Below are 1,591 nucleotides of genomic sequence, written 5' to 3' on the forward strand. Positions count from 1 at the left end.
ATGTTATTATGCATCATTTAGACCCAGCAGATGAAGATATGCCAATGCAAATGCCAGGTATGTTATATGCCGAAAATGAAGATGGTGCAGAACGTATGCTTCAAACATTAGGCATGCTTGCCGTAGAGCTTAAAGGCTCAGGTGGTGAGGATTTAAATTTGGCCCAAGGGTCAACCTCTGAAATAAAAATACCTGTAGATCCTAACCAAATTAATATTGCTCCTGCAACAATACCACTTTGGCATTTTGATGAAGCTAGAGGTTATTGGAAAGAAGAGGGCTTCGCTACTTTACAAGGTAATATGTATGTTGGTAACGTATCTCATTTCTCATTTTGGAACTGTGATGTTTCTGCTCAAACAGTAAATTTGTGTGTAGATGTTTTTTATGAAGGTGGAATCTCATTAAGTAATATAGGGGTTGAAATTATTAGTTCTACATATGAATCAGTAATTGGTTATACTAACAAGCATGGAAAAGTTTGTGGCATTATACCTAGATACGAAAATTTAGAACTTAATGTATTTGCAAATGAATTATGTGATGGAGTTTCTATTTTCTCACAATCGATTGGAGAATTTATTAATAGCGGTGAAATTTCAATTATAATTCCAAGTGATTCAAATATCATTACAGAAACTGTAACTGGCACTTTTAATACTTGTGATGGTGATCCTGTCACAAATGGGTATGCACAATTAACATACGACAATTTAATAACTTATGGCACCGAAACAATAACGGATCTAATTGATGATGGTAATTTTGAAATGAATACTATCAGATGTGAAGAAAATAATAATTTTAAAATAAATGGTAGAGATTATGACAATGACCAAAGAACAGGAAGTCTAAATTATACTTTTACAAGTCCGTTGACAAATATTGGAGTGCTACAGGCTTGTAACTCTGCAACAGAATATATAGAATTTAATCGTGATGGTGTAGATTGGTTCTCTCCTGACAATACGGAGAATATCACAACATATTATAATCCAGAAAATCATTATCTCCAAATCACTGGCTATGTAATTAATGGCAATGGCAGTGGAGGTAGCTTCGTATTTTATGGAACCTTAAACTCTTCTAGCTATACTGGAACTTATGACACATATAACTCTGACACCCCTAATGACACAGGATTCTATCTTGATTATATGAATATGTCAACAGATAATAATAGTATTATATACAATATAACATCATTTGGTGAGGTTGGGGAGTATATAGACGTCAACTTTAGTGGCGATTACTATAACTTTAATGGCAATTTACGCACTATTTCTGGTGTTGTACATGTCCTTAGAGACGAGTAAAAAAAAGCCTTCTCAATTGAGAAGGCTTTTTTTTATTTATACGAATTTTCACGCAACCATTTGTTGTTTTTTGTATCTACATTATGAAAAAGAAAAACCAACAGTTATGAAATCAACAAAAATTATCTCAACCCTTCTTAGTTTAAGTCTTTTTATATTTTCATCCTGTCATAAGGATGACGGAAATTCGGGTGGTGCACAACAAGAAAATATACCTGATACCTTTTCTCAATACTTTGGTAATGAAATCTCAAGGGATTTTTTAGGAACAGTTA

Annotated in this window: 1 protein-coding gene; it reads left to right on the forward strand. The window is 33.1% G+C overall.

Going from position 1 to position 1,591, the window contains the following annotated elements; genetic code table 11:
- Positions 1-1,316: hypothetical protein (locus ACFFGA_RS14840; RefSeq protein ID WP_386065201.1), on the forward strand; the 1,316-nt coding region annotated here is incomplete at its 5' end.
- Positions 1,317-1,591 lie beyond the last annotated feature (275 nt).

It is taken from the genome of Winogradskyella pulchriflava, from assembly GCF_042434315.1.
GTDB lineage: Bacteria > Bacteroidota > Bacteroidia > Flavobacteriales > Flavobacteriaceae > Winogradskyella > Winogradskyella pulchriflava.